Genomic DNA, 24,483 nt, shown 5'->3' with positions numbered 1-24,483 from the left:
TCCGCCTACTGCTGCATAGCTCCTCGTGTTCCATCTGGTTCCGGATTGAAATAGTATTGTTTCCCATCAATCATTTTCTGGCCGACTGCCATGGCGCCGCTTGTATCCAGGTAAAACCATGCCTGGTATACAGGGTCAAAGTGCCAGCCGGTTGCCATTGCCCCCTCTTTTAGATTGGTTTTGGTCTTAATATCTTCTTCCCGGCACAGATAATACCACTGATTGTTGATAAACTGCCAGCCAGTGAGCATCCGTCCTTCCCGGTCAAAATAGTACCACAGGCCGTCTACTATCCCCCAGCGGTTTGCCGCGTAGGTACCTCTTGTCTGGCGGAATTTCCAGATTCCGTCCTCCGTCCGCTCCCAGGTCCCAAGGAGGATATTGGAATTTACTGTGGAACTGCTGCCGCTATTATTTCCCGATGAGCCACGGCTTACATACACCACGCGGATGCCGGAAGTATCGCCCACTACCCTGCCGTTCACTCCGATGATTAAGGTGCCGGAACCTGAGAGTGAACCATTGATTACCAGAGTGCCTTCCACAGATATCATTCCATCCACTACCAGGTTTCCATCCACCGTCAGAATACCCCCGCTCGGAACCGTGATAACCGCCTCCGTGCCAATCCGTCTGTCTCCGGTGATTGTCGTGTCCTGCTTTACCGTGGCGACTGCTCCGTCCGGCACATCCTCTTTCCCATTCCAGGAGGTGTCGGCTATGGCATTCTGATTCAGATAAGTATTGATAAGAAGCTGAACCCGTGGAGAGTCCGTAGAAAGAGGCAGTGACTCCGGAAATGCCTGTATACCCAGCTTTTGCAGGTTCGAGCCAAGGTGAGCTGAGTTCAGACTGCTGCAGCCGTAAAATGCTTTTTCCCCAATTTCGGTTACTGGTTTCGGAAGATAAAGTTCGCCGGTAAAGCTGTTGCAGCCGAAAAAGCTGGATTCCCCGATAGATGTTATTCCTGCCGGAAGCTGCAGACTTCCCGTAAAACCGCAGTTTTTGAACGTATATCCCCCAATCGCTGTCAATGTATCCGGAAGAGACAGGGTACCGGTGAAGCCACAGTTAGAAAATGCCTGGTCTTTCAGATATGTCAGCTTACATTTAATAATCAAATTGCCAGTAAAACCTGCCGACTCAAAAGCACTGGCCCCAATATGGGACACGTTCTCAGGGATGGTTAAATCACCAGTAAAATTATTGTCATAAAATGCAGCGCCTCCGATTGTGTTCAGTGACTCCGGAAGAGAGAGAATACCTGTAAACCTATTAAGCATAAAAGCGGAATCTTCGATGCTTACCAATGTATTCGGAAGATAAAGCGAACCTGTAATATTTTTGGACCCAAATGCATAACTACCAATATGGGTTACCGTATACGTCTTTCCTGATACCCGGTCCGTAACCGTGTCCGGAATAACAATGTCCGTGTTAGAATTCCCGCGATAGTCAGTTACTTTCACCGTGTTATTTCCAATCACTTGAAAGTCCATATCCCCTTCACTGAATTCCTGGGGTGAAGACGCCGGCTGATAGGGCTGATTTCCAACCTTAATTTTGTTCTTGTCAACACCTGAAGCATAAAGCAGGTCGGCTATCTCCTGCTTCGTGGTGTCAAAACCTTCGAAACCAGTGCCTGTGAACGGGTTATCCCCGATGCTGGTAATTTCATCCGGGATACTCAGCCTGCCCGTAAGTTCGCTGCAGTCTTTAAATGCATAGGAGCCAATACTTGTCAATCCATCTGGCAAAACCAGCCCACCAGTAAATCCGCATTCAGAAAAAGCATAGCTACCGATATCAGTAACGGTATCCGGGATATTCAATTCACCTGTAAATCCACAAAGAAAAAACTCTCTCTGTTTATTTCCTTCAATTTTTTTGGCAGAGTCAGTGTCCCGGTAAAACTATTACCCTCAAATGCACCATATCCGGTATTGGTCATTCCTTCCGGAATGATTAAATCTCCTGTAAAGTTACAGTCCGCAAATGCATATATACCAATATAGTTCAATTTCTCCGGCAAAATCAACTGTCCGGAAAATGTAGTTTCTGCAAATGCACTAAGCCCAATGCGAGTGAGTGTTTGCGGCAGGTCCAGCTGACCTGTAAATCCGCAATCATTGAATGCGTATTCCCCTATTGTAACCAATGAATCCGAGAGGGTCAGTTCTCCTGTAAAATGGCATCCCTTAAAAGCATTGTTTCCAATCTCGGTCACTGTATCCGGAATCACCAAATCTCCCGTCAGGCCGGAACAGTCAAGGAATGCCTCGAACCCAATGCTGATTACCTGGTACTCCCTGTCATTGGAAGGCTTTCGCACATGTTCTGGAATAACCAGTAACCCAGTCGGTTTTGCTCCATCATACCCTATGAGCTGAACCGTGTCGGGTCCCAGTTCCTTATACCTCAAACCGTCCACAGTAAATCTGTCGTTGATGGTATTTACCATGGCACCGCCCAATGTCACCAGCACGGATATGGGCGGCTCACAGACATAACCTTCTGGCAGCTCTGCGATAAACTCATATTCGCCGGTAAACGGCCATTCCTCATCCTCGTCCTGATGATACTCCTGACAGGTCCAGCCGATTATGGGAAGGGTCACTTCACCCGTCTCCTCAATCTCTACTCTCAACTTATCCGGCAGCATGGAGACAACCGTGTCAAAATCCGCCCTGTTCTCTGGGCTGACGCCAATGAGAGACAGTTCGCCCCCGCTTAAGTTGTCGTCATCCACGAACTCCCATCGAATTACTACTTTCTCAGTGTTTCCAGAGTTTTCGTTTTCCGGCCCTTTTCCATCTGTCAGGTTTTTGTGGGAAGGGATTTCAGTGGAGGGGATTTCAACTGAGGGTATTTCATCGCCCTTCGGCGTGTCGTCAGGCTTGAGAGCGTCCTCATCCTTCTGGTCCGCATCCGCAGGCGTGGCATATCGGGTCTTCTTTCCCGTATTCTCGTCACCCTCCAATAAGTGGTCTGCCGGCACCACACTGTCTGCCCATGCCATCACAGCGGGCTGGGTACTAATCAGCAAAACAGCCATCAGGGTGGATATTACCTGTTTATATTTCCTTTTCATATTACCCTCCTTATATTGTTAAATTTGACATCACGGAGATGAACAAATCTGTTCATCTTCCCTTAAACGACGAAATGCGAACATGTTTAATCCATGTTCGCATTTCCATTATCAGTTATATCTCTATATTACCAGATAAAAGGTGAAAACTCAACAAAATTTTCTGAAATCCGGTCACTTTTCATCCGACGACTGGATACGCGCAGGAAGTGTCAAAGTAAACACCGTTCCCTCTCCCAGCGTACTTTCCACCTCCACGGTTCCGCCCATAGCTTCCATGGTGGTTTTCACGATATACAGCCCCAGCCCGCTGGAGCCGTCCTTTTCCCCACGGTCCGGCGATACTTTGTAGAAGCGCTCAAAGATATGGGGCAGATGCTCCGCACTAATGCCCTCCCCGGTATCGCTCACGGTAAGTACCGCCTGCTCTCCATTTCCCCGCAGGCAGAGAGAAATGCTTCCGCCTTTTGGCGTATGGCGCAGTGCATTATAGATTAAGTTGTCCAGCACGCTCCAGATTTTGTGCCTGTCTATCTTAAGGTCCACGGTGTCGTCCACATGAACGGAAAAGGAAAGCTCTCTGTCACAAATTAAATTCGCGTATTTCCTCTCCACTTCCTCCATAAGATGACTCCCCTGCACCCATTCCGGATGATACATCACCGTTCCACTTTCCATGCGGGTGACCTCAAACAGGTTGTGGATGAGCCGCTGGAGGTCCAGGTTTTTGTGGTAGGCAATCCCGATATACTCCGCCCGCTCCTGCTCATTGGATGCGATGGAATCATCCCCCAACAGCTCCAAATAGTTGTTAAGCACCGTCAGAGGGGTCTTTAAATCATGGGAAATGTTGCCAATCATCTCACGCAGGGCGTCCTGGGAGGCGGCCAGCTGCCGGTTTGTATTGTTCAGCTGTGCGGTCCGCTCCTCCACCAGCCGCTCCAGATTTTCATTGACCCGTTCCACCTGTTCATGGGCGTCCGCATAGCTGCGGGAAAGCATGACGCACTGGCTGAGAATCAGAAAAAGGTTGGATACCACACCAGGGATATACAGCTTCGCCTCCAATACCGTCTTCGTCAGCGGGGCGTAGACGATAAAAAGAATCAGGCTGAACAAATACAGCAGCCGGTAAGGGTCTCTTCCAATTTTGCCGCTTCGCAGAGCAAGCACCGCAGCCAGGCCGTTTGGAATCAGAGCCAGGAACAGACAGGCCACCGCCGCCGTATTTGGCAGGAGAAACACGCCCAGCACAGGCAGGAGAAAGCAGGCCATTACCACCCGGCGGAGGCGACGGCTTAACTGGAGGGAAAATGCCTCCAGCATAAACAGGCAGATACAGATGGAGTGGAACGCAAACAGCAGAAGGTAAACCCGGTTCAGGAGAAATGTCAGTCCATCCCGGAAGAAATACTGTACCATGGAGTTTGTCTCCATCACCAGCCGCAGCACCGTCACAAGACAGGTGACACTGAAAATCAGATACAGGCGTTCCAGACGGCGGAACAGATACAAAAACAGGTGATACACCCCAATCAGCAGAATTCCTCCCATAGCGGCGGCCGCTGCTGTCCGCTGCCAGACAAAATGATGCAGCATGACCGTATCGCGTCCAAACATCATCGGATAAAAAAGTCCGCTGCCGGTCAGATGATAATTGGCCGTCTGAACGACCAGCTCTATCACTCCGTCTTCCGGGGAAACCGCCAAAAGCTCATTGCGCACACCGGTAACCGTATTGGCGGCGGAATCCCCCACCACACCGGCCCGGTAAAGCTCCGTACCATTGCTCCAAATCACCGCCGACGAGATAATCTCCGGAATAAAGAGCAGATAATGTTCTCCGGGCTCCGCCTGAATCAACAGCCGGAACGTGGCATGGCCGAGTGCCGGATACCCGTTCACATTCCAGGAATTGGGCAATGTAAGAAACTCCCCGCCTGTCGGCACTCCCTGTCTGAAATCCTCCGGTGTGTAGAGACAGTCGTAGTAAAATTCCCACTGGCCGTTCAGATGATACACAGAGGAAGTAAAGTCAGTCCCGCGAAAATCCAGAACCCCATTCACCGCCTCCGGTCCCTCCGATACAGAAGACACCGACATACTGAAAAACATCCCGGTACACAACGCCAGAATCAGAAAAAAGATGACCAGAAATCGTTTCATATGGTTGCCCTCGCTTCCAATTTGGGGATAAAGCGGTATCCTTCTCCCCGCACTGTCTCAATCCGGCCAATCACGGACCCGGCATCCTCCAATTTATGGCGCAGCCTTGTGATATGTACCGCCACGGTATTGGCGCTGTCAGGCTTTCCCGTACGCCAGACTTCCTGATACAGCTCTGCCGCCGGCAGAATCTGCCCGGAATGGTCCATCAGGAACAAAAACAACTCAAACTCTTTCTGGGAAAGAGGGATAATCTGGTTATCAATCTGCAAAAGCCGGTTCTGATGGTCGATGACAAACCGTTTCATGGACCCACGGCGCACCTGGGCGTACACCCGCGCTGCCAGTTCCTTTAAGCTGTACGGTTTGGTGATGTAGTCCTCGCCGCCTGCCATCAGCCCCTTAATCTTATCCTCCTCCCCATCCATGCAGCTGAGAAACAGGATAGGCGCCGAGGTAAGCGCCCGGACCGCCTCACAGAGCGCAAACCCATTCATATCCGGAAGCAGCACATCCAGAAGAATGGCGTCATACTTCTGGTTTTTCAACAGTTCCAGCGCATCGGCCGCGCAGACGGCCGTGTCCACGCGATACCCCCGTGCCTCTAAGTACCTGCGGTTCGTTCGAAGAATATCAGGTTCATCATCAACTGCCAAAAGCCGGTAAGAATCATCCATAGACTCGCCTCCTATCCACAAGATGAATAAATCTGTTCATGTCCCTTAAAACGGGCAAATGCGAATGGTGTCGGCCATTCGCATTCGATTACTGGTTCTATTGTATGATAAAACAGACGGCTTGTCAATGAGTGGAATGATGGGTTACCTTTCGTACTGAGTGATTCGATAAATATCCGCTGTTTTCTGTGGACTTTGAAAGGCGTCATACTCATTCCCATCAAACATAAACTTCCGTATCGTGATACTTTTAGAATTTCTGGCGGTTATCGCATCAACGATTTCTCTGCCTGCATCGGACTTACACTTGACATACCGCAACTTCCCATCACTTTTCACAACGAAAATTCCAGGGTCATAGCCAGGAAGCGCTGTCTCTTCATACCAAATCGCCGCCACATCCGATATCCGCATAATACCACAAAAAATATTCTTTGGCAGTTTCAGCCAGTTCTTAGTCAAAAAACCAACTTCCATAAAGTCTTTTTCTTTGGAAGGGCTGGAGGACAGGGACAGCAATAAGGTACTTGGCTGGCGGCTCTCCTGATAGCACTCCAAAATCTCCTTTGCGGTGTAACCACTGTCCTTGGCAGTTTCCTCTGCAACGGAAGCGCCAACTTTGTTAATCAGCTTTATCCCAAACCATGCCAGGACAATGCCCAAAAGTACACAGCATATGGTGACTGCGCTCCAAATTATCCTGCTTTCATATATGATTTGGAGCAGCAGATGATTGCAGACTCCCGCAGCAAGTATTCCGATTCCCAGGAGCAAAAGACCGGCCCCCTCGTTTTTCATTTTACTTTTTTTGGTAAGTTCCTCCTCGGACCAAAGTAGTTCCGTCTCCAGTGTTTTTGTCATTGGCGTAATCATATTCTATCCTCCTGATATTTATTTTTATTACTCTCTTTATTAGACAAATTTTCAGTCTGCTTGTGACAGTAAATAAAAAATATTTTTGAGGAAATGATACGACATACAAAAACAATCTAATCGTCCAGCTCCACTCCCCCTGTCCACAGTTCGACAGGCATCCCCGCTGTGTACCGCTTTTCAATACCGTAGGATTGGGCGGTTTTCCTGCTGGCGTTAACCGGGAGCTCCGAAATTCCGATGATCGGAAGGAAGATGCATTGATACGTGTCATGGAGGGCCACGTCCATCTCGACGGAAATGATGGGATTTCCCAGCCGGGAAGTGTTGATTCTGGTGATTGTGCTTCGGTCTACATTGTCCAGGGTATATCCGTATTCGTAGAGATTCTTATTAAACTCCGTCCGAAAAGCCGACTCATAGTCGTTTGCAAAGGAATAATATGGAAGCATCTGCTGGATTTCCTCCGAGGAATACTTGGTAACTGCGCTGAGTCTTCGGTAGCTGGTAAAATACAGCCCCATATCCACCATAATTCCCATAAACATGAGAAGAAGGATGATTCCAAAAGCTCCCATTATCATTGCATTTCCTTCTTCTTTTTTTAACCAGGTTTTAAACCAATGTTTGAACATACGCCCTCCTATGTGTTGATACCGGGAGGAAGGTTATAGACATAACGTCCATCCACCTTCATCGTGAGATAATCCGTTCCATGACAGAACATCCACTGGCCCACTACGGTCAGCGGTTCATAGCGGTATGTCATATCCACTCTCACATCCGCACTGTAATACTCTATCTTTTCACCATCTCTCGGTGCCGCCCACGATGCCTTTTTGCCGGGGACATGAAGAACCTCCGCATTGATATACCAGCCGCCACGGATGGTATAGTTGACCTTATCCGGGTCTATCATTGTGACAAGACCCTGCAAACGCTTTTTGAACAGTATCTCGCTGTCAAAGGCATAAGAATAATACCAGGGGTCAATCGTCTCACCGGGTCCCGGATCGGCAAATGCAAACCAGCCATCATATTCATCAAAACTCCAGAGCGCCTGTTCCTCCGGACTCAGCCAGGACGGCTTTCGTCCCGTACTTTCCACTACCCAGTCATTCGGGTGAACATCGTGATACCAGATTAACATATACGGTCCTTTGACATTACGTCCCACGGCCTCTGCGTACTGGTTGAGATTGTACTTTGCAGTCATATACCAGGCGACCTCCATGCAGCCAATAATCGCCAGCAGGAGGATAGGAAGAACCAGCGCAAACTCTACCATAGCCTGGCCAGACTCTCTTTTTAGTTTCTTCCATCTGCCGCTCATGTTCCCATCTCCTTTCTTATGGCTTATAAGCATCATTTTCCAGAACCTTTACGGCAGAACTGTGAGCGCTTAAATCCATGTGATTATCCGTATCCCCAAAAATCAATTTCCCCATAGGTGTTAAGTAATCCACCTGATAATTGATATCGAGGGTTGTTTTCAGTACTTTATAATACATAGGCACTTTCCAGTGCTTGTTTTTATTGGATTTATAGACGTAGTCGTAATAGTCGTACCGGGTTACCTGGGTATCAGCGGACAGCTGGATAGCGCTGCCATTAAATTCCGGGAAGGATTTTTCAATATACAGGCTGATAAAATCTTCCGCGTCGCTGGGGTTTGACTTAATGTTGGCATGGACTGCCGTATCTGTCATATCCGCCAGGCTGATGTAGTTATATATCATCCACCCCGTATCCGCAATCCCGCTGAAGAATATAAGCAGAACCGGAAACACAAACGCAAATTCCACAAGGCTCTGTCCCTCTTCCCGCCGGGACAGCAGCCGTCGCCATCTTTTTATAAACTTGTTCATGAATAATCACGGCCCTCCATTGTATAGCAGTATTCTCCGCTTTCCTCATCGATGCCATACCAGTCGGAAAAGGACAGACGGAAGAGGCGTCCTCTCATCCCATCCAGATTCAGGCGGTGGGTCAGGGCGTGAAGATAAACTCCGGCATTGGACAAATCTCCTGTCATCAAAACGCCTTCCAGTATTCCATCCTTCAAGATTAATTTCCGGTATGATGTTTTCCCCTGCTGCACCAGCACCTCATAGCGCTCCTCATCCACGACGGTCTTACCTGCCGAGAACAGCACCAGCCCGTAAAAGTTGGCCGTATTCTTGAACTGGTACAGTTCAGGCTTGTGGGTGTCTCCGGCACACATGTTTCTGGCCGCGCACCGGCCCATGAGTCTGGCATCGGGCCATATGGCGGAGAGCCCCGTCACATCGCCTGCCGCATAGATGTCACTGGAATTGGTGCGCATGTACGCGTCCACCTCCAGCCCCTTGTTGACATGGATATCTGTCTTTTTCAGAAAGCGGCTCAACACCGTGTGAATGTGGTAATTCATATACAGCGCCTGAATGCTGGTTCCCTCCAAAAAGTCCATCTGCGGTTTCACGCTGGCGGCGGCCACGACAAAATCACAGGTAATATCGGTTCCGTCTGCCAGCACGACCTTCGTTATCATATCGTTTTCATCCGTCACAGAATCTTTCACCTCGGCCCCCAGCAAAACATGGCAGCCTTCCTCTTCAAATACCTGCTTCAACAGCCCCGACACATAATCGTCAGCCTGGAGCGGCATCAGGCGGGGTTCTTTCTCAATCAGTGTCACCTGATATCCTCTTCTCATCATGCCGTACGCAGCATCCAGGCCAATTAAGCCTCCGCCGATGATTACGGCACACTCTCCCAGCTTCTCCGATGAAGCGGTGATCCGTTTTATGTCCTCAATCTCTCTGAAGCCGAAGACATTTTCCGCATCCCGAAAGTTTGGAATTGGAGGTATAAAATAGGTGGCTCCAGTTGCAATCAGCAGTCTGTCATAGGGAATGAGCGTACCATCTTCCAATACCACATTGTGCTCCGCCTCCTGTATGGATGTTACCCGGCAGTTCTTAAGGACATCGATATTCAGCCGCTCGAAGAAATCCTCCGGCACAAACCTCATGGAGGAAAGGCTGCGCTCACCGCCAAGATATTGATGCAGCATACATCTGGAATAAATTTCCGGTTCCGCGGACAGTATGGTTATCCCTGCGGCGGGGTCCAGCTTTCTTAACTCTTCCGCCGCCGAAAGCCCTGCGGCGCCGGCTCCAATAATTACATAGTTCATGCATTCACCTCCTGCACTTCTATGGCTTTTACAGGACAGGCCTTCACACACTGCGGCTCTTTTTCTTTTGTATTCCTGCAGAAATCACACCGAATCACTTTGTCCAGACTGGCAGCCGGTCTGGGGTGGCCATACCGGCAGGCCATGACGCACATGAAGCATTTGGCGCAAACTGTTTCATCATAGAGGACAAGTCCACTCTCCTCGTCTTTCTTAAGGGCCCCGCTCATGCATGCATTCACACAGTCCGGCTCACTGCAATTGCGGCAGAATATGGGAAAATACCGGTTGTCTCGCTGGTAAATCCTGTTCCTGGGGGGATTTCCCGGATTGGCTGCATCCAAATCATAAATTATGTTTGAATCTCTGTGGTTGTTCATGCATTCCATGGTACAGTTTAAGCATCCGGTGCACAGAGACGCGTCTATCATAATACGCTTCATGTTATTCTCCTATATGTTCAGAGCTTTTCTCTTCTGGATAATCACTTCCTCCAGACGGTCGGCGGCAGCAGTTCCATCCTGTTCCAATATCAGGCGTCCTCCTGTCAGGCTCTCCATCTGACTCGTAAACAGTTCCACCGCCAGTGGACTTCCCGTCACAAACGGCGGTTTCCCCAGATGGAGGGTTAGTCCCAGAGCGAGACCGTAAGCTCCGTCTGCCAGAGCCTGTTCCTCCAGCCACTGGGCGGCCGACAGGACAAGGGGAAGCTGTGAGATATCAATCTTCAACTCTCCGGCCAGTTCCTCCGCCACCATCTCCAGCCTTCCAATAGCCAGGCAGGAGCCAAAATTTAAAACGGGCGGTATTCCAAGGGAACGGCATACCTCCTTTAAGGAATCCCCTGCCATATCTGCCGCCTCCGGTTCCATGAAGCCGCAGTTTGCCAGCCCGCCGGAGGTACAACCGGCGCTTAAGACCAGAATATCCCGCTTGATAAGTTCCCTGACCAGCTGCTGGGTCAGAACGTCATGACCGCCGTCTAAGCTGGAGCAGCCCACGACTCCGGCAATGCCCTTGATTCTGCCGATGATAATCAGTTCGATTAAAGGCTTCCAGGTCTCTCCCAGGAATTTCTTTAAAGACAGTTCGCTGAGTCCCACCAGACTCCGCTCACTTCCGTGATGTTCCGGAAGGTGGACTTTGATGCGTTTTCTGCGGCGCTGGTAGCGCTCCGCCACTTTTTTTAAGATCATCCTGGCGTCCTCATCAGCTGTCTCGTAACGGAACGGAATTAATGCGGCTTCCTTCTTTTTGGCCATATCATCAATACAGATCTGCTCAATTTCCAGTTCGCTGCAAATCGTCTCGATTCCGGGAAGGGTGCAGTTAAATTCAGATACCACGCCATCGATGGCCCCCGTAGCCAGAACCGCCTCACTGGCGAAATTGTTACCTGCCGTTCCGGCATATACTTCGCCGTAAACTGATTTTTTCTGCTGCATCTCCAGTCCCACACAGGTACAGCCCACAACGCGGAAGCCCTTTGCCCCAGCCTCATTGGCGATGGAACGCGAAGCAGGTGACGCCGCTTCCCTCATAAACTGGATGAATAAGTCCTCCTGGTGTCCGGTCAGCATGATATTGATGTAATCGGGGTTAATTACCTGGAATCCCACAGGTGCAAAATGGATTTCCGGCTCACCAATCAAGATGTCATGTATCAGGTTTGTCAGTTTCAACCCGTAGACACCGGTGGAGATGCCAAGGCGCAGGCTGTGCAGATACATGTCCACCGCGTCGCTGGATAGGTTTGTGGAGGTCTTGACGGCGCCATCAAAGACTTCCGATTTCGCGCCTCCGGGAAGGATTCCCAGTTTTCGCCAGGTTTCATACCGCTTCGAAAGACTTAAACGCTCGATGCCACTCATCTCCTCCTCCGAGTCACGATAGAGGTCCTCCCTTATGGTATCGGCAATCTCTATGGCCGTGTCATAGAGATCCTCTTTTCTTTCGATTCCCAGCATTCCTGCCAGACGGTTCACTGCTTCCGGACTGGAAAATTTTGCTCTGGCGATCGCCGCTTTTTTCAGATTTTTGGCCGCATTTTCAACCACATGGATATAACAGCCGGAACCGCAGGCTACCGCCCGCAGGAAGCTGCGCGCCACAATGGTGTCGGCATCCGCTCCACAGACACCCCGCTCCCCTCCGGGCACAATCCGGCAGGGGCCGTTGGCGCAGAGCCGGCAGCAGGTTCCCAAAAGACCAAAGCTGCATTTGACAGACTGGCCTTCCACCCGGTGGAACGATGTCTCATAAGGAAGACTTTCCATATATGTTTCAAGACTTTTATCCGCACTCCTGCAGATATTCCCGTTTAACTCTTCTGTTTGCTGGCTCATGTTCTCCTCCGTTCTGTATGGTTTATAAAATTTCCTTATCGCTCGTAATGCTTAAGGTGCCAGTTCCCGGTGGACTCTTTTCCACCTCCTGGCTCCGGCCGGTGACAGCCGATGCACGCCGCAACAGCTCATCGATTTTCTCTTTCTCCGGGATATCCACTTCCTCAATTCCCGCCGCGCTCTGGATTTTAATCACCTTGCTGTTTTCAAGAGTACTGTATTCCTTGCGCAGTTCTTCCAGTTCCTTCTGGGTCCTGCGCAGTTCTTCCTGGGTCTTCTGCATTTCTTTTTCCGCGTGATAGGCCCGTTCCATGTAGGTTAGATTGGACTGGTCCTGTGCCAGCTTTTCTTTTTTGACAGCCATTAGCTGTTCCTGATACTCGTTGATTTCCTGATGCAGACGGTCGTTTTCCTGCTCTCTCTGCTCAAACTGTACCAGGATTTCTTCCAGAATCTGGCTGGTTGATTCCATCTCACTGTTCAGGGAATAGTTTTCATTCTTCACGCTGTTATATTTTCTGCGGACATCCTTTAATTCTGCCTGGTTTTCCTCGTATTGGAGGGAGAGTTTCTCCAGTTCCTGGCTGATATTCTTCATGCTGGATATCTGCGCTTCCAGGCTTCTCTGCTGGTTTTCCATGGATTCACAGTAGGTGGTGAGGTGCTCCAGCTGCCTTGTCAGAGCGGCAATCAGCGCCGTATCTCCGCCGGAAGCCGGTGCGGGCTCATATGGCTGCGGCGACGCCTGTTCAACCTGCTCAACCTGCTGCTTTGGCGGCGCAGACTGCTTCTGCTTCCTCAGAATTTCCAGTTCCGCCTCCAGCTCCTCCAAACGCTTGGACGTGACACTGCACTGCCGCAGGAGTTCCGCCTGCTCTTCCTGTGTGGTGAGGAGACTTCTGTCGGCTGCCTCATATCGTGCCATCAGTTCTTCATACTGGCTCTTCCAGTACTCGGTGTCCTCCAGCAGGCTGTCCATCTTTTTATTCTTTTCCAGCTCTTCGTTCAGCTGTTTTTTAAGGATAACGCGCTCGTTGCAGACTCTCTCCTTTTCCGCACTCAATTCCTTGAGACGATAATCAAAGTTGCCCTGCATCCAGTCAATCATCTCTTTGTAAGTGCTGATGATTTCATTGACCTTCTTTTTGGAATATCCGCCGAACAGGACGGTTTTTAAGCTCTCTTCAAGTTCCGCCTGCTCGTACTGTCTGCGGATATCCCCCAGTTCATCAGTCTTGTCAGGTTCTTCTTGCCCCATTTTATCAAACATGTCCATCTATGCTCTCCTTTCCCGTCCGTCGTCTTCCAACACCAGTTTTTCTGACAGCCGTATATCTTTTAACCGGCTTTCATGCATCTCCAATACATGGACCGCTCCCTTGCAGAATTTCCCGCAGCGCCACGGCTTCACTGTCTCCTTGTCAATAACGCAGAAGTTTTTGTCCAGGTATACGGCGCATATGGAAAAACGCATGAAACACATGTGAATGCAGGATACTTTCTTGAGGAGAAGTCCTTCCTGTGTACCAATACTTTTCCTTCCCATAAGTCCTATCAATCGGCTCATAAAATTGTCAGCCAGTTTCACCTGTTCCAGCAGCGTCTCTTTCTCATTTTCATATCGAATTTGGTAACCCATCGTCTCTCCCCCTTAAAAAACTGTCATCAGTTGGGGGATAGCCGGCCCCAAAATAATAATCAGCATCACCGGAAATATCAGAAATCCCATCGGAATCAGCATCTTGATCGGCACTTTCTGAGCACGTTCTTCTGTCTTCATTTTCTGTAAGTTACGCATCTCCTGGGCTTGGGAACTCAGGATGTTTTTTAAGGCTATCCCTAGTTCATCCGCCTGAATCACGGCACCTGTAAAGGTGCGAATCTCATCAATCCCACACCGGGAGGCCATTTCCTCCAGCGCCGTTCTCCGGCTCTGACCCAGGCTCATGGCGCGGACCGTGGTTGAAAATTCGTCGACCAGGTCCCCTTGGCACTGCTCCGTGATATACTGCATCGCCTGGTTAAACCCAAGACCGGCTTCCACGCTGATGCTAAGTAAATCCAGTATCTCCGGGAACTGACGCTCAATCCGTTCCTTCCGTTTCGTTGCTTTTCCCGAAGTGCTATAACGGACTAAGGCATAACAACAGTAGACGCCCAACAAGGCGCACAGCCCCAGGCTTCGCCCTGTCATAAATCCAAAATATAGTCCGGCGAGAGCGCCTCCTCCCATAGCCAGAAGCTGAAATGCGATATACTCCTCCGGCTTCATATGAAATCCGCTCTGGTACATCAGAACACTGATCCGCTGTTTATCCTTACTGCTCACAGGAAGAAGGGCACCAACCATGGAGAGCAGTTTTCCAAAAGCTGCCTTAAGCATTCGGGAGGCCAGAAAGCCGTTAGAAGTTCTATTTCTGATTTTCTTTTCATTCCCCATCGATTCTATGGCATCAAGCTGCTCTTGCAGAACCTGTTCCCTGCCACCGAATAAAAGGACTATCATACTATAAACACTGACCCCTGTGCACAATACTGCAATCCATTTCATCATACCTCACACCCCTGTCGATTGTAGTTTCCAAATTCTATACTTTGATATTGACAATTTTCCTGATAAGAAGAAATCCAGCCCCCTCCATCACCGCCGACACAAGTAACAGGATTCTGCCCAAATCAGTAGTGTAGAAGGTACTCATATAATCCGGATTCAAAAAGGTGAGCGCAATCAGGGAAAAAACCGGAAGAAGGCCGAGAATCAGTCCTGATACCCGTCCCTGTGCCGTCAGCGTTTTTAAGCTCTGGCGGATTCGTATCCGGTCTTTGATGGTTGTAGAGACATTATCAATGACCTCTGACAAGTTACCGCCTACCTGTTGCTGTACCATGATCGCGGAATTTATCATCTCCATATCCCGGTTCTCCATCCGCTCCGCTATGCCGCCAAGCGCAGTCTCCATAGGCGCTCCATAACTCATCTCCAGCAGTGCCAGTTTAAATTCCTCCGCAATGGGGTCCGGCATATCGGTGCTGACCCGTTCAATGGCCTGTCGGAAGGAAAAACCGCTTCGCAGACAGTTGCTGACGGTCATCAGCGCGTCTCCCAACTGTACGGAAAATTTATCCAGACGCTTCTTGCGAAACATATTTACCGTTATGGGAGGCAGAAATGCACAAATAACCAACAGCATAAGAGACGTAATCAGCTTGCCGGTGACAAAATAAGCCATGGCGGCTGGAAGAAGCATCACACTTATCCATATAACCAGATATTCCTGAACGCTTATCCGTATCCCGGAGCTTTCCAGTTCTCTGCGTAATTGTTGAGACCCCTTAATATGAAACAAAGACTCCGTCTTTTTATCTTTCTTTTTCTTCGTTCCCTGCTTTTCTTCCACCCCTCTTTTTCCCATGCGGGAAATCTGTTCCATTTGGTTTTCCAAATATCGCTCCCCATGGAAAATTAAGCCGGATAAAAACAAAAACAGAGCAAACACATAGATACCAAACAACAGGGACAGAACCGCTATCTCCATCTCAATCCTCCTCTAGGCAAACCAGGAATCCATGGGGTGAATTCCCCGGTCTTCCATCTTTCCAATCACTCTGGGACGGATTCCCGTCGCTTCATAGTGGCCAAGCGCCTTCCCTGAAGTGTCAAATCCCTCCGGGACAAAACGGTACAGCGTCTGAAGCGTCACCACGTCAGATTCCATGCCGAGGACCTCGGAAATTTCCACAATCTTTCTGCTTCCATCCTTCATCCTGGACTGGTTGACAATGATATCAAAGGCAGACGCGATCTGCTCCCGGATGGCTCTGATGGGAAGATCCATTCCTGCCATTAAAACCATGGTTTCTAATCTGGAAATCACATCTCTGGAGGAATTGGCGTGGGCTGTCGTCATGGAGCCGTCATGGCCCGTATTCATGGCCTGAAGCATATCCAGCGTCTCGCCGGAACGGCACTCGCCGACGATAATCCTGTCCGGTCTCATACGAAGAGCATTTCTCACCAAATCCCGGATGGTGATTTCTCCTTTGCCTTCGGCATTGGAGGGACGGCTTTCCAGCGTAAGCGTGTGACGCTGGCTGAGCTGCAACTCGGCGGAATCTTCTATGGTGACAATCCGCTCGTCATCTGGAATGTAGGCTGACAAAATGTTCAGCAGTGTAGTCTTTCCACTTCCGGTACCACCACAGACAATCACATTGGCTCTTGCCTTGACACAGGCTTCCAGAAATTGAAGCATCTGAAAGGAGGCGGAGCCAAAATCTATCAGATTATCGGCGCGGAGAGGAATTTTGGAAAACTTACGTATGGTAATGGACGGCCCTTTTAAGGACAGCGGCGGAATAATCGCGTTGACACGGGAGCCGTCCGGTAGTCTGGCATCCAGCATCGGGCTGGATTCATCACATCTTCTCCCCAGAGGACCTGCAATCTTGCCTATCAGCTCCAGCACATAGCGGTCATCCTTCAGCTTGATATCCGTCAGCTCCAGACGTCCCCGTCTCTCCACATAGACATTATAGGGGCCGTTTACCATGACCTCACTGATGGTGTCATCCCTGAGAAGTTTTTCCAACGGTCCCAGTCCCTGGGCCTCATCATAAATCTGCTGGACCAGTTTCTGCTTGGTGCTTCTGGGAATATCCTCCCCTCCTGCCTCCACAAGCTGGCTGATGACGGTCCTGATATCCGTCGGCTTTTCATCTTCGCCCAGAGGGGTATTGGCCCGCTTGACCAGTTCCATATGAATCTTATCTTTAAATTCTTCATATTCATCATAATACTCGATATTCTCCGGCTGCACGTCCTTATCCTGCGCAGCCTTTACAAGTTTGGCCTGCTCCAGCCGTTCCAGAAGTCCCATATCTTACCCTCGCTTTTTCGTTTTCTTTCCAGCCGGAGCCTGTTTCTTTTTATTCCGCTCCGGCACAGCGGCCGTCCCCTCGATCATGGAGCAGAGCCTGAAAACGGCAGTCGTATAAGAACTTTTTGGCGCGGACAAAACGATCGGTTTTCCCTGATTTAAGGCCGAGGACGCGGACTTTTCATCGTAGGGAAGGGAAATATCGACTTTCCGTCCCAGCACCCGCTCCACATCAGCTTGGGAAATAGTCTTTGAGGGAGTTTCCCTCATGATAAGACGGATTTTCTGCTCCATATTTAACGTTCCATAAAGGAGGAGCGCCTTCTTGGTGTTTTTTAAATTATTGATCTGCGGTTGTGCTACAAGCAGGATGGCGGTGCACATGTCCAGAATTGCCAGATTCACGTCGCCAAAGCCAACACTGCCGTCTATGACAATATAGTCATAATAATTTCTCAAAATCCCGATAATCTTCTCGATATTCTTTCCACCTACGGTTTCCGCATATTCCGGGCTCTTTGGTCCAAACAGGACCTTCAGCCCGGACTGGTGGAATTCCAAATAGGAATTGACCGTGTCCAGAGTGGGGGTCTTCTGCTCCTGCAGAAGTTCTGCCACGGTCTGCTTCGGTTCGATGCCCAGGAACATGCCGGTATCTCCGTACTGCATATGAAAATCCAAAAGCACCACTTTGCGCCGCTGGGCGGCCAGTTTCACCGCCAGATTGACGGCCAGGGTGGTTTTGCCGATGCCGCCGCTTGCCCCTGTCACAAACAGGACTTCCGTTTTGGGGAGCCCGGCATTTCCACCGGAGCGGTTAAAATGCCGGGAACTCTCGCTGATGCACAGTTCCTTTAATGCGCCAATCAACTCTTCCGCGGAAGGCAGCGGGGCAATTACTCTGCGCACTCCCGCTTCCATGGCATAATTGAAAATGCCGGTATCCACCGTATCCGAAATCATAACCATCGTTACTTCCGGATAGAGAATATAGATCTGCTGACAGAACATCAACAGTTTCCTGTCCATCTGCGCGGGAATCAAAAGCAGGTTTGGTTTGTTCCTGTCAATGATTTCGGTTCCACGGGCGATATCCATGATTTGGTCTTTTATCTCTATCTCCGACTGATAAAGCATGTCTGACAGCCGGTCTCTCATATCGTTGTCAAATCCAACAAGTAATGTCCTAATATTCATCGTTCACTTACTCCTGTTCCGCTTCCGTCTCCGGGACTGGTACGGTGGTTGTCACGCCTTGATATACGACTGGCTCCGCCTCCGAGATAGACTCGTCCGCCTGTGGACGAAGAGTCAGCCGCAGATTACCGCCGTTTACGGTCCTCGCCGTATACACCCTGGATTCCGTCAGCAACGCTTCCTCCGGTGTGACAGACAGGGTGACGCTTCCATACATGATATCAGACGCATCAAACTTTTTTAAGCGGGAATCCACAGCCAGCACCTCAACCTGCTGAAGCAGATAATCGGTGGTGAATTGTCCCTCCTCATTTAAATCGGTCACAAGGATATCCACCTTGTTTCCCACCGCAATCAGTCCCGCTACGCCTGCTTCAATTCCCACCTCCAGAGTAAATGCCCGTCTTCCGTCCTCCATCTGATAGGCCAGCCCGATGCCTCCACCTTCTGTTGTGGAGAACCGTCCTCTCGTGACCATCTCGCCAGCGGCAATCTCATCTCTTGCCACATTTCCAATCACATCATCCGTCTGGGTATAGGCGCTTCCAGGCACATAAGTACTTAGAACCTGCCTTACTTCCAGCATGCCCGCCTCAATCACGGTTCCCTCTGAGATGTTGATTCTCGCGGTAACGACCGGCAGGTAATCCGCCTCATCAAACTGCGGAGTTGTCCGGCGGTTTAACACGGACCAAATAGCGATTGTGGCAATCACCGCGGCCAGCAGCGCGATTAATTTCGTCTTTTTCATCGTTCTGCCCTTTCTTTATTTCATCAACTTTGTGTCTTTTAAAAAAAACATTGCAACGCAAAGAGATGAAATCCCTACATTGCAATGTCTCTTTTCCGTCACTCACAGTTTGTGTATGTGCTGTGAAATGGTATTCTGTGGTATCGATTTAAACTACAAATCAATCATGGACTAACAGTCCTATTTACTAACTGCTGTTGCAATTTCTTCGAACTTACCTTTTAAGCTAGTGCCAATAGTAGTCAAAGCTGTTATTACAACAACCGCAATAAGTACAATAATCAAACCGTACTCTACCATGCCCTGTCCACTCTCTTCCTCTGCCAGCCATTTCTTCATTTCTTCAAACTTCTTCATTCGTGCATCCTCCTAAACGTTATCATTTTCATTTTATAGGTACTCTTTTTATCTCAAAGGCCAGGAATGTTATTCCTTACCAATTGATTCAAAATTCTGCTTCCGCTTCGGCGTAAAAACCAGCCACTTTTAATCCAAGTTTCGTTAAGATACTTATTGACATAGCGGCCACCAACATAAAAATCAATACATATTCCACCATCCCCTGTCCGCCTTCTTCCTCTGCCAGCCACCTCAACTTTTCCATAGCCCCACCATTCTTTCTCTCAACCTATCAGCAGATGCAGAATAGGCATCAACTGTTCTTCAAAAAATGCCAACACCATACCCAGTGCGATAAACCCTCCCATAGGGAAATAGCTTTGCAGGGTAAATTTCTTAAGCAGCAACCCTCCAACACAATAAATCCCCATAGTCACAGCCATGAAAAACATCATATATACAAATCCATAAAACCCCGTCACCATAGCTGCCGCCATCATCAGTTTGACATCCCCGGCTCCCACAGCCTGGTTTTTTCTGGTCAGAACAGCCGCCGCTGCACAGAGCAGTGTTCCCAAAACCGCGGCCAAAAGACTGCCAGCCACTCCTTTTATCCCACCTTGAAGCAGATTGAAAAACAATCCAAACACCATCAGCGGTACGGTAATTTCATTTGCGATAATCCGGTACCGGTTGTCCACATAGACGATCACCAGTGCCACCAGTGCCAGAGCCGCTACAATCACCATATAAGCCGATGTGTAATAGTATGCGGCCATCGCCCACGCCACTGCAAGTCCGGCGCCGTAAAGCCAGCTCCTCCACCGGGGAAATACATAAGGTTTATAGCGCTTTCCTTTTTTGGATTCTTTATATCCAATGAGTCTGAGACTCAGGGCCGGTGTCTGTTTTCCAACCACCATACCTGCCGCTCCTGCCGCAAGACATCCCAGTATTAATTCCAGTGATAAGCCTCCCATAAACTCCTTATATTTTCCTTTCGTTTTTCTTAATTCCCTTACTGTGCCTACATCATACCATCTGCTATGTTATACATCTGCTCTCGAAGCGTGATAGAAGTGTGAAAAACAACATGTTTTTTGAAAAAAGTGTGAAAAAAAGTCAAAAAAAAGGACGCCTAAGCGTCCCTATACCAGCATATTTTGAAGCATGGCGTTCGTTTCCTCCGCCCAGGAATATTCCGGCATGTAATTGCCCAGAAAGGTTTTCCTGACTTTTTCATTTCCATCCATAAATTGATAATAGTCACACTCAAAGGTCCCCATGCTGGCGGCCAGATAACTTCTGTAATAAGAACATATCTGCTCACAGCCAGCTTCCCGGAACGTATTGCGCATAACCGACACCGCCTTCCGGTAGAGCTGCTTTACCTTGGAATCATAGGTCCGCTCCTCCCACAGAACCGATATCACCTGCTCCATGGATACGTCGCCTCCTCTTGCATTTACCAGATAGGCAAACAGCTCCTTTGACTTGCTGTATTTGAAAAAGACAGGTGAATCTCCAACGTAGACATCAAATTTTCCAAAAGTTCTTACCATGATTTTATCGTCTTTTTTCTCTGAAACTTCACTCAGCTGCTCCACCAAGAGACCGACCCGGTTGACGGCTCTGTTAAAATCAGAATAGGAAAAAGGCTTGGTGATATACTCCATCGCATGGAGACGGTATGCGGCCAGCGCGTAGTCATCATATCCTGTCACAAAAATAAACTGAATCTGAGGCCAGATATCCCTCATCATGGAGGCCAAATCAATCCCGTTCAAGCCCGGCATCTCGATGTCCAGGATTGCCAGCTCTACCTGATTTTTGTAGACAAATTTGAGGGCCTCCAAAGATGAAGTAAAGGCGCCCACACACTCATGTTCCCCGATTCTGGCCAAATTTCTTTTGATGTCTTCCAGGATATTAATCTCATCGTCAACGATTACTACTTTCATACTTCTTCCGTCCCTTTTATTCTCGTTCTATTTTGGTATTCTAATAGTGACCCTTGTTCCGGTGCCGTTTCGGCTTTCAATCTGCAGTTCTCCCCTCACCAGATGACGCAGCCTGATTCTGACATTTTCAAGCCCCACGCCGTGTTCTTTCCCCGTTGCGGACTTATGCCTGGTATCGAAGCCGACACCATTGTCGATGACCTCCACCAGGATGACATTGTCCTGGAGTCTGGAGCTGATGATAAGATTTCCCGGCGTCTCGCGCTTGCAGATTCCATGCTTGATAGCATTTTCCACAATGGGCTGCAGGACAAAATGAGGCAGTCGGAAGTCTTCGTACCGGATATCGTACTCCACATGAATCTTATCCGGGAAACGGCTCTTCTCGATCTCGATATAGTTTTTGACAAAATCCAGGCTCTCAGGGAACTGTGCCAGTTCATCCTCGCCCAAGGCATTCAACTGGACCCGCAGATATTTTGTGAAGGCCACCACAATATCCGCGGCCTTGTCCGCATCCGTGTAAATCAGAGATTTGATATTGGCCAGCACATTGTAGATGAAATGTGGTTTAATCTGGCTTAACATCAGCTGGGCCTTGGTGAGTTCCATCTCTTTCGTCAACAGATTATTGGTTTTTATCGTCCGGTACCATTCATCCAGAATATCAGGGATAAAGTTCACCGAATGATAGAGTTCCCCTTCACCGTCTCTCACATCCGCCACATTCAGTGTCTGTATCACATTGGCGTCGCTTAAACTCGTATCTGATTTCAACATTTTCATCAGGGTGTCAAAGTCTTTTCCATCATCCGGGTACATGGCGATTCGGCTATCCACCGTCATTTCCCCGTTTTCACTGCTTTCCAGGACACGGCAGATTCGTTCAGCCTTCTTCCTGGCATTTAATCCATTTCCCACATCCCGCAGAAAGAGCATCAGATTCTCTTCATCCATCCACACAATATCGTCCGGATAAATCATCCGTGTCACCAACTCCATGTACTGGTAGATGACCATCTCCATCCCGATATTGCCGTCCTTCTTCGTGAGAAAATCCATCCTCACCGCCATCAGGGCATGTCTGCATTCCGGCAGCGACTCACGGATGACGTGCTCCGTCAGCAGTCTGGCCCGTCCTGCAATCTCCTTTGTCACCCCGTGGCTGTTCATGGTTGTTTCCATCACCATCTTCAGCTTGGAACTCAAATCCCGGACCGTTCCCACCACATACATGGGAATGCTGCCGTCATAGAGAACACTGATTAAACTGATGCTGCACCACTCGGCCTTCTCCGTCTCCCCGTCCCGGATATAAAATCTCACCATGGTGTTGTCTTCGATATCCCCGGATAGAATCAGGTTAAACAGCTTACGCACTTTGGGGATATCATCTTTAAAAACATACCGCTCAATCTTGCGAAATCCGTTCTTTCCACTTCCGACGGCGCTGAATTTCTCATCCCAGTTGTCGGCCAGCGTGATCTGGTTATCTTCGATATTCCACTCAAACAGATAGCTCTCCACCAGCTCCGTCAGTTTGCGGTTTGTCCCAGCCTTGACTTTCACCGTTCCCAACGTTCCACTCATCATCGGAACGCAGACCCAGATCAGATACATATACCGTCTTCCGGACTCCATGGTCATGGTGTAACCAAACAGACTAACCCAGCAGTCCGTACCGTTGTCCGTCACCACGCTGAAACAGTCCGTAGCCGCATGAACGCCCTCCACCGGACAGTACTCCCCTTCACCGAGGGAAAGTCTGCGGATTCGATTATTCAAATCGCCTTTCATTCTCTGGTACATCGACTGTGAAAAAAAATTTTTACTGCGCTGGTCCTTGAAGCAATGTCTGCCGCTTCCCAGTTCTATCACCACAATCCCGCATATGGCGCCCTGCTCCCGGAAAAAAGCAAGTTTTCTGCGCACCATCTCATAAAGCTCTATCCGCCTTCTTTTGGCCCAATTTCGGAACTGATGGTGAACATCCCGGACCATCAAAAGACACTCCTCCGGCTTCCAGCCAGGCAGAACACGGACTTCATACCAGGTGCCGCCTGTGCGGCGGAGCAAAAATACACGCTCCCGGTAATCCTGCTCCTCCGACATTCTCCTCAGCGCTTCCAATGAGATTTGGCTACAGTCCGATTCCTCCGAATTCATATCCTGCACGCCAAAAAAATGAGCACGCCACTCCTCATAACTCCCCGGCTCCCCATCTGCCGGTATGACAGGTATAAAACTTCCGTCCTTTATGCTTACCTGCATCATACTACGCTCTGCCATGTCATGCTGCTCCCTCAATCCATTATCATTCGTTAGTTAATTTTTTTATTTTATCACAGCAAGTGTTACAAAAGCGTGAAAAACAGTTTTCCATATTATACCATTCTACTTCCGAAAATGGAAGACGGCGCGGAGGAATCATCTTTCCTCCGCGCCGTCACTGAGTGGCAACCGCCATTTATGTTTATGTTCCAGTTATGAATCAATCACTTCTCTCCAAGCAGTTTTCTCGCCTTTTCCATCCGCTCCGCCACCGGCACGCCGAATGGACAGCGGCTCTCGCAGTCCTGACAGCCGATGCAGTCGTCCGCGTTGGCGGAAAGACTGGCGTAGTGGGCCCGCACAGTTGCCGGGACCTCCTCCTGCATGGCCGCCAAATCGTACAGCTTGTTCACCATGGCAATATCGATACCGGACGGACAGGGGGCACAGTGGCCGCAGTAGGTACACTGACCGGAATAGGCGTGGTGGGGAGCGTTTGCCAGGACGCTGGCGTAGTCCTTCTCCTCCTCCGATGCCGTCTCATAGGCCACCGCCTCCATCACATGCTCCGGCGTGTCGTAGCCGGCCATCACGCTGGCGACGGCCGGTCTTGTCAGGGCATAGTGAAGACACTGGACCGGTGTCAGGGCGACTCCGAATGGGGATGCCTGCGCTGAGAACAGACGCCCTCCGGCATAGCCCTTCATCACGGTGATGCCCACGCCCCGCTGCTCGCAGATCCGGTACAGCTCCT

Annotated in this window: 24 protein-coding genes; all 24 read right to left on the bottom strand. The window is 49.5% G+C overall.

Annotated elements, in window-relative coordinates; all coding sequences use genetic code 11:
- Positions 1–5: 5 nt before the first annotated feature.
- Positions 6–1,832, bottom strand: a complete 1,827-nt coding sequence (locus HMPREF9473_RS28165; protein ID WP_006780525.1) for a leucine-rich repeat protein — start codon at positions 1,830–1,832, stop codon at positions 6–8.
- Positions 1,829–3,091, bottom strand: coding sequence for a leucine-rich repeat domain-containing protein (locus HMPREF9473_RS28160; protein ID WP_006780524.1), 1,263 nt, complete (start codon positions 3,089–3,091; stop codon positions 1,829–1,831). Before HMPREF9473_RS28160 ends, HMPREF9473_RS28165 begins: the two co-directional genes overlap by 4 nt.
- Positions 3,092–3,265: 174 nt before the next feature.
- A complete protein-coding gene (locus HMPREF9473_RS12710; RefSeq protein ID WP_006780523.1) occupies positions 3,266–5,257 on the bottom strand; it encodes a sensor histidine kinase in 1,992 nt (663 codons plus the stop codon).
- Positions 5,254–5,934, bottom strand: coding sequence for a response regulator transcription factor (locus tag HMPREF9473_RS12705; RefSeq protein WP_006780522.1), 681 nt, complete (start codon positions 5,932–5,934; stop codon positions 5,254–5,256). The genes HMPREF9473_RS12710 and HMPREF9473_RS12705 overlap by 4 nt, the downstream gene beginning before the upstream one ends.
- Positions 5,935–6,078: 144 nt before the next feature.
- Complete coding sequence (locus tag HMPREF9473_RS12700; RefSeq protein ID WP_006780521.1) at positions 6,079–6,807, bottom strand: hypothetical protein; 729 nt, start codon at positions 6,805–6,807, stop codon at positions 6,079–6,081.
- Between the two features lie 116 nt (positions 6,808–6,923).
- Positions 6,924–7,442, bottom strand: coding sequence for a TadE/TadG family type IV pilus assembly protein (locus HMPREF9473_RS12695; protein ID WP_034858377.1), 519 nt, complete (start codon positions 7,440–7,442; stop codon positions 6,924–6,926).
- A gap of 8 nt (positions 7,443–7,450) precedes the next feature.
- Positions 7,451–8,140, bottom strand: coding sequence for a TadE family protein (locus HMPREF9473_RS12690; RefSeq protein ID WP_006780519.1), 690 nt, complete (start codon positions 8,138–8,140; stop codon positions 7,451–7,453).
- A 16-nt stretch (positions 8,141–8,156) separates the two neighbouring features.
- Positions 8,157–8,675, bottom strand: a complete 519-nt coding sequence (locus HMPREF9473_RS12685) for a TadE/TadG family type IV pilus assembly protein (protein ID WP_006780518.1) — start codon at positions 8,673–8,675, stop codon at positions 8,157–8,159.
- Positions 8,672–9,988 (bottom strand): NAD(P)/FAD-dependent oxidoreductase, encoded by a 1,317-nt coding sequence (locus tag HMPREF9473_RS12680; protein ID WP_006780517.1) that lies wholly within the window; start codon positions 9,986–9,988, stop codon positions 8,672–8,674. Before HMPREF9473_RS12680 ends, HMPREF9473_RS12685 begins: the two co-directional genes overlap by 4 nt.
- Positions 9,985–10,431 carry a 4Fe-4S dicluster domain-containing protein gene (locus HMPREF9473_RS12675; RefSeq protein WP_006780516.1) on the bottom strand — a complete coding sequence of 149 codons (447 nt, stop codon included), beginning with the start codon at positions 10,429–10,431 and terminating at the stop codon, positions 9,985–9,987. Before HMPREF9473_RS12675 ends, HMPREF9473_RS12680 begins: the two co-directional genes overlap by 4 nt.
- Before the next feature lie 9 nt (positions 10,432–10,440).
- A complete protein-coding gene (cooS, locus tag HMPREF9473_RS12670; protein WP_006780515.1) occupies positions 10,441–12,333 on the bottom strand; it encodes an anaerobic carbon-monoxide dehydrogenase catalytic subunit in 1,893 nt (630 codons plus the stop codon).
- Positions 12,334–12,355: 22 nt separating this feature from the next.
- Complete coding sequence (locus HMPREF9473_RS12665) at positions 12,356–13,609, bottom strand: hypothetical protein (protein WP_006780514.1); 1,254 nt, start codon at positions 13,607–13,609, stop codon at positions 12,356–12,358.
- Positions 13,610–13,972 carry a DUF192 domain-containing protein gene (locus HMPREF9473_RS12660; protein ID WP_006780513.1) on the bottom strand — a complete coding sequence of 121 codons (363 nt, stop codon included), beginning with the start codon at positions 13,970–13,972 and terminating at the stop codon, positions 13,610–13,612.
- A 12-nt stretch (positions 13,973–13,984) separates the two neighbouring features.
- Positions 13,985–14,773, bottom strand: a complete 789-nt coding sequence (locus HMPREF9473_RS26210) for a type II secretion system F family protein (RefSeq protein WP_187388706.1) — start codon at positions 14,771–14,773, stop codon at positions 13,985–13,987.
- A 148-nt stretch (positions 14,774–14,921) separates the two neighbouring features.
- Positions 14,922–15,869 (bottom strand): type II secretion system F family protein, encoded by a 948-nt coding sequence (locus tag HMPREF9473_RS12650; protein ID WP_006780511.1) that lies wholly within the window; start codon positions 15,867–15,869, stop codon positions 14,922–14,924.
- A gap of 12 nt (positions 15,870–15,881) precedes the next feature.
- Positions 15,882–17,210: a CpaF family protein gene (locus HMPREF9473_RS12645; RefSeq protein ID WP_006780510.1), complete on the bottom strand. Its 1,329-nt coding sequence runs from the start codon at positions 17,208–17,210 to the stop codon at positions 15,882–15,884.
- 3 nt (positions 17,211–17,213) lie between these two features.
- Positions 17,214–18,407 (bottom strand): AAA family ATPase, encoded by a 1,194-nt coding sequence (locus tag HMPREF9473_RS12640; RefSeq protein ID WP_006780509.1) that lies wholly within the window; start codon positions 18,405–18,407, stop codon positions 17,214–17,216.
- Between the two features lie 7 nt (positions 18,408–18,414).
- Entirely contained in the window at positions 18,415–19,158 is a 744-nt protein-coding gene (cpaB, locus tag HMPREF9473_RS12635) for a Flp pilus assembly protein CpaB (RefSeq protein ID WP_006780508.1), read from the bottom strand.
- A gap of 180 nt (positions 19,159–19,338) precedes the next feature.
- Positions 19,339–19,515 (bottom strand): Flp family type IVb pilin, encoded by a 177-nt coding sequence (locus tag HMPREF9473_RS12630; RefSeq protein WP_006780507.1) that lies wholly within the window; start codon positions 19,513–19,515, stop codon positions 19,339–19,341.
- An 88-nt stretch (positions 19,516–19,603) separates the two neighbouring features.
- Positions 19,604–19,762, bottom strand: coding sequence for a hypothetical protein (locus tag HMPREF9473_RS27130; protein WP_006780506.1), 159 nt, complete (start codon positions 19,760–19,762; stop codon positions 19,604–19,606).
- 19 nt (positions 19,763–19,781) lie between these two features.
- Positions 19,782–20,477 carry a prepilin peptidase gene (locus tag HMPREF9473_RS12625; RefSeq protein ID WP_006780505.1) on the bottom strand — a complete coding sequence of 232 codons (696 nt, stop codon included), beginning with the start codon at positions 20,475–20,477 and terminating at the stop codon, positions 19,782–19,784.
- Positions 20,478–20,645: 168 nt separating this feature from the next.
- Positions 20,646–21,458 carry a response regulator gene (locus HMPREF9473_RS12620; RefSeq protein WP_006780504.1) on the bottom strand — a complete coding sequence of 271 codons (813 nt, stop codon included), beginning with the start codon at positions 21,456–21,458 and terminating at the stop codon, positions 20,646–20,648.
- Between the two features lie 27 nt (positions 21,459–21,485).
- Positions 21,486–23,747 (bottom strand): sensor histidine kinase, encoded by a 2,262-nt coding sequence (locus HMPREF9473_RS26205; protein ID WP_006780503.1) that lies wholly within the window; start codon positions 23,745–23,747, stop codon positions 21,486–21,488.
- A 206-nt stretch (positions 23,748–23,953) separates the two neighbouring features.
- On the bottom strand, positions 23,954–24,483 hold a 530-nt coding region (locus HMPREF9473_RS12610), incomplete at its 5' end, for a 4Fe-4S dicluster domain-containing protein (protein ID WP_006780502.1).

It is taken from the genome of Hungatella hathewayi WAL-18680 (genome assembly GCF_000235505.1).
Lineage (GTDB): Bacteria > Bacillota > Clostridia > Lachnospirales > Lachnospiraceae > Hungatella_A > Hungatella_A hathewayi_A.
This window is presented reverse-complemented; position numbering and strand designations above follow the sequence as displayed.

Bases quoted from the DNA above. Each gene is read 5' to 3' on its own strand.
- HMPREF9473_RS12690 (WP_006780519.1), bottom strand. From the start codon at position 8,140: ATGAGCGGCAGATGGAAGAAACTAAAAAGAGAGTCTGGCCAGGCTATG.
- HMPREF9473_RS12625 (WP_006780505.1), bottom strand. From the start codon at position 20,477: ATGGGAGGCTTATCACTGGAATTAATACTGGGATGTCTTGCGGCAGGA.
- HMPREF9473_RS12630 (WP_006780507.1), bottom strand. From the start codon at position 19,515: ATGAAGAAGTTTGAAGAAATGAAGAAATGGCTGGCAGAGGAAGAGAGT.
- HMPREF9473_RS12680 (WP_006780517.1), bottom strand. From the start codon at position 9,988: ATGAACTATGTAATTATTGGAGCCGGCGCCGCAGGGCTTTCGGCGGCG.
- HMPREF9473_RS12650 (WP_006780511.1), bottom strand. From the start codon at position 15,869: ATGGAGATAGCGGTTCTGTCCCTGTTGTTTGGTATCTATGTGTTTGCT.
- HMPREF9473_RS27130 (WP_006780506.1), bottom strand. From the start codon at position 19,762: ATGGAAAAGTTGAGGTGGCTGGCAGAGGAAGAAGGCGGACAGGGGATG.
- HMPREF9473_RS12705 (WP_006780522.1), bottom strand. From the start codon at position 5,934: ATGGATGATTCTTACCGGCTTTTGGCAGTTGATGATGAACCTGATATT.
- HMPREF9473_RS26205 (WP_006780503.1), bottom strand. From the start codon at position 23,747: ATGGCAGAGCGTAGTATGATGCAGGTAAGCATAAAGGACGGAAGTTTT.
- HMPREF9473_RS28160 (WP_006780524.1), bottom strand. From the start codon at position 3,091: ATGAAAAGGAAATATAAACAGGTAATATCCACCCTGATGGCTGTTTTG.
- HMPREF9473_RS26210 (WP_187388706.1), bottom strand. From the start codon at position 14,773: ATGGGGAATGAAAAGAAAATCAGAAATAGAACTTCTAACGGCTTTCTG.
- HMPREF9473_RS12695 (WP_034858377.1), bottom strand. From the start codon at position 7,442: ATGTTCAAACATTGGTTTAAAACCTGGTTAAAAAAAGAAGAAGGAAAT.
- HMPREF9473_RS12640 (WP_006780509.1), bottom strand. From the start codon at position 18,407: ATGAATATTAGGACATTACTTGTTGGATTTGACAACGATATGAGAGAC.
- HMPREF9473_RS12700 (WP_006780521.1), bottom strand. From the start codon at position 6,807: ATGATTACGCCAATGACAAAAACACTGGAGACGGAACTACTTTGGTCC.
- HMPREF9473_RS12660 (WP_006780513.1), bottom strand. From the start codon at position 13,972: ATGGGTTACCAAATTCGATATGAAAATGAGAAAGAGACGCTGCTGGAA.
- HMPREF9473_RS12675 (WP_006780516.1), bottom strand. From the start codon at position 10,431: ATGAAGCGTATTATGATAGACGCGTCTCTGTGCACCGGATGCTTAAAC.
- HMPREF9473_RS12645 (WP_006780510.1), bottom strand. From the start codon at position 17,210: ATGGGACTTCTGGAACGGCTGGAGCAGGCCAAACTTGTAAAGGCTGCG.
- cooS (WP_006780515.1), bottom strand. From the start codon at position 12,333: ATGAGCCAGCAAACAGAAGAGTTAAACGGGAATATCTGCAGGAGTGCG.
- cpaB (WP_006780508.1), bottom strand. From the start codon at position 19,158: ATGAAAAAGACGAAATTAATCGCGCTGCTGGCCGCGGTGATTGCCACA.
- HMPREF9473_RS12620 (WP_006780504.1), bottom strand. From the start codon at position 21,458: ATGAAAGTAGTAATCGTTGACGATGAGATTAATATCCTGGAAGACATC.
- HMPREF9473_RS12710 (WP_006780523.1), bottom strand. From the start codon at position 5,257: ATGAAACGATTTCTGGTCATCTTTTTTCTGATTCTGGCGTTGTGTACC.
- HMPREF9473_RS12685 (WP_006780518.1), bottom strand. From the start codon at position 8,675: ATGAACAAGTTTATAAAAAGATGGCGACGGCTGCTGTCCCGGCGGGAA.
- HMPREF9473_RS12665 (WP_006780514.1), bottom strand. From the start codon at position 13,609: ATGGACATGTTTGATAAAATGGGGCAAGAAGAACCTGACAAGACTGAT.